This is a genomic window from Bacillus sp. HMSC036E02 (assembly GCF_001836235.1).
GTDB lineage: Bacteria > Bacillota > Bacilli > Bacillales > Bacillaceae_G > Bacillus_A > Bacillus_A cereus.
Map to the genome: position 1 here is coordinate 1 of NZ_KV827811.1, position 2,879 is coordinate 2,879.

Genomic DNA, 2,879 nt, shown 5'->3' on the forward strand with positions numbered 1-2,879 from the left:
ATTCTATGCAGCTGCTCGTACTTTAGACTAGTATACATAGAACCAGTTTAAGCGTATTGAGGAAGAACGATCAGAGAGTTTGGGGATTAAGGAGTTTTGTCATAATATCATCGTTTGCAAATACAAAGTCACAAAATGCCTACCTAGGGAAATAGGTAGGTATTTTTAATGCAGAAAAAAGACACCCAAAGGTGCCTTTTACGCTGTAATAAATTTAAATACATAGTACATAAAGAATAACAAAGATAGACTTGCTAATCTGCCAGCAATTGATTCTTTCATAAATTTCATAAGTATCACTTTGACAATCAATGCTAAGAATAACGGTATAAACAGTACCATAGCAAGTTTGATAGCTAAGTCGTTTATAGTTGGATTAAACGCTTCAAAGTTAATAATGATATTCACTTATCCCTCTTTTTATCTGTTTATATTTATAATTAGATTTATATTGTTTTGACTAATAAAGAGACGTTAATTTGAGAACCATTTATTTTTGGATTATAAGAGTACTCTCACATTTACGACAAGCGATCTTCTCTTCTTCAAAAATGAATAGATTCTCAGCATCACATTCTGGGCATACAACTGCAAATGGTGTTTTTATATTTTTATAGCATAGGAAAGAAAAGAATGCCATGATTAGAGCAGGTATAATAAGCATCATAATTAAGAATAGGCCCGCGAAAACGCCTGTAATTATGGAAAGTGGTTTCATGAGTTTTCTACCTACGGAGTTTACTTGATTATCCTTTTTACGAAAAGCAGTAACAAGGTAAGTTTGGGTTTCTTTTACTGGCTCAAATGCATTTACCGTATTGTAATCTTGTTCATCCATAGTGGGATAGGAAGTGTTTGGTCCTTGATATCCTCGTTGTATATAATAATTGTTTGACTCAGCTATTCGTGGTGTATACGAGATTCCAGTTCCAGGTACATAAGTTGTTGTTCTTGATTCAGGTGAAATAGAGTTCCCTCCCATACCTGTGTATGTAAAGTTAATTTTCACACCCGGAGAAAACTGGATAATTCTACGAAATTTATAACCCATAATATTGTATCCTCTCCATCTAATTAATATAATTATTTACTAATTATAACATTTTTTAACTTAATATTAATATATTAAGTTAAAACAGAATAATAAAAAAGAGTAATATTGAAGTTTACTAATTTAAGGCGTTTTAGAGTCCTTTTTTATAAAAAAAAAGACACCCAAAGGTGCCTTCCGACTTGAACCACTTTAATTTTAATAATATGTATTGGACTCCCGTCCAAACATTATTTTACTACCTTAAGTAATGTCAGTTGTTAAGAAAAAAAGGCACTCTTTCGAGTACCTTTTTCCTATTCTACTTTTAAATTAATTTCTTTACCTGTCATACCGCCACTAGCTTTTAAGAAAAGTCCTTCAGCATCTTTTGGTATATCAAATACAATTTTCCCTGTCTGTGTTAGACCAGGATTTAATTGTTTTAAGAAGAAGTCAGTTTTTCCACCGTTAGCTAAGTCAAAAGATGATTGACCTTGTACAGAAGATGTGAATTCACGACCTTTGTTATCTACCAATTTAAAGCTGTTAGTATCAACAGTGATAGCGTCTTTTTGATTATTAGTAAGTGTAACTTCTAAAATCTTAAAGACACCTTGTGCTTGTTCTTTTGAGTATTCATTACCCACAGAATCTACTGTTTCCATAGATCCTACAGAGATTTTCACATCAGAAGATACACCTTCTTTTGATACCGCTTTAGTGTCTGTTGAAGTTTGTTCTGTTGAATCTCCACCACCAGCAACCATAGCAATTATTCCGATTACAAATAAAGCTATAATGCCTAGGCATCCAAACTTAAATATTTTTCCCACGTTTGTTCCTCCAATTATGTAAAATGTAAGATTGCCACGTTAATAATAACAAATTAAATATCTTTATATTGTCATATTATGTCGAAAGGAAATAAAAAGATAGTTTAGAAGTTTTAGACTATATTTCTGTCCTATAATTTATTTTTCCCATCTATCTCTTATTCATAAAGAAAAGACACCCTAAGGTGCCTTCCTCTGACTTGAACCATCTTAATTAAAATAATATGTATTGGACTCCCATCCAATTATTATTTTACCATGTTTATTATCTGTTTTATTAAATTATTACTGGGCCTCTTGCTCACCTTTAGCTTTCATTTGTTTTTCATATACATATTTTGCTGTTGAAAAATCAGTAGGAAAATCACGTAGTGCCTTATTTATAATATTTAATTCTTCTTGCGACTTAATTTCAATGTTATTTAAATAGTCAAATGCTTTGGATTGTTTATTTGCAACATAATTTTGAGTAGAATAATCATCTGGGAAGTCTTTCTTAGCTTTTTCTTTAACCTTATTCATAGCTTCTGTTTTGTCGATGTTCTTTACTGGGTTCGCTAATGTTCCAGTAGTTTGTTCCGGTTTAGGTACTTCTTTCTTTTCCGGTTGAGACTCCGGCTTTACGTCTTCTTTTTTAGGCTGTTCTTGTTCTTGCGGTTTAGGTGTTTCTTGACTCGGCTGTGTAGTTTGTTGAAGTGACCTAGTTTGCTCTTTTTCATAGGAGTCTACTTTAGATTTCAACTCTTTGATTTGTGTTTTTAATTCTTGCTGTTCATTAAAGTGTTGATCGATAAGTTTATCCATATCTTTTTGTGAATACTTAGGTTTCATATCTTCTGATTTGGAATCTTTAAAAATAGCTACGGAAGCAATGATAGCTACTAGTACAGCGATAATTCCAATGATTAGTTTTTTGTTCATTTATGTTCCTCCTAAAATACAATAATATTATTATATAACAATTAAATGATTATAGGTAGAAAAAAAGACACCCAAAGGTGCCTTCCTCCGAC

The 2,879-nt window shown here is 31.8% G+C and carries 4 protein-coding genes; all 4 read right to left on the reverse strand.

What is annotated here, in order from left to right; all coding sequences use genetic code 11:
- Nucleotides 1-198 precede the first annotated feature (198 nt).
- The 4 genes from HMPREF2590_RS03815 to HMPREF2590_RS03830 all read right to left on the reverse strand — a co-directional run bounded on the left by HMPREF2590_RS03815 (nt 199) and on the right by HMPREF2590_RS03830 (nt 2,787).
- Nucleotides 199-408 carry a hypothetical protein gene (locus HMPREF2590_RS03815; RefSeq protein WP_001021325.1) on the reverse strand — a complete coding sequence of 70 codons (210 nt, stop codon included), beginning with the start codon at nt 406-408 and terminating at the stop codon, nt 199-201.
- 82 nt (nt 409-490) lie between these two features.
- Nucleotides 491-1,051, reverse strand: coding sequence for a DUF4236 domain-containing protein (locus HMPREF2590_RS03820; protein ID WP_061656009.1), 561 nt, complete (start codon nt 1,049-1,051; stop codon nt 491-493).
- A gap of 296 nt (nt 1,052-1,347) precedes the next feature.
- Nucleotides 1,348-1,866 (reverse strand): DUF4352 domain-containing protein, encoded by a 519-nt coding sequence (locus tag HMPREF2590_RS03825; RefSeq protein WP_000516008.1) that lies wholly within the window; start codon nt 1,864-1,866, stop codon nt 1,348-1,350.
- Between the two features lie 285 nt (nt 1,867-2,151).
- Nucleotides 2,152-2,787 (reverse strand): hypothetical protein, encoded by a 636-nt coding sequence (locus HMPREF2590_RS03830; protein WP_001035533.1) that lies wholly within the window; start codon nt 2,785-2,787, stop codon nt 2,152-2,154.
- Nucleotides 2,788-2,879: the final 92 nt, after the last annotated feature.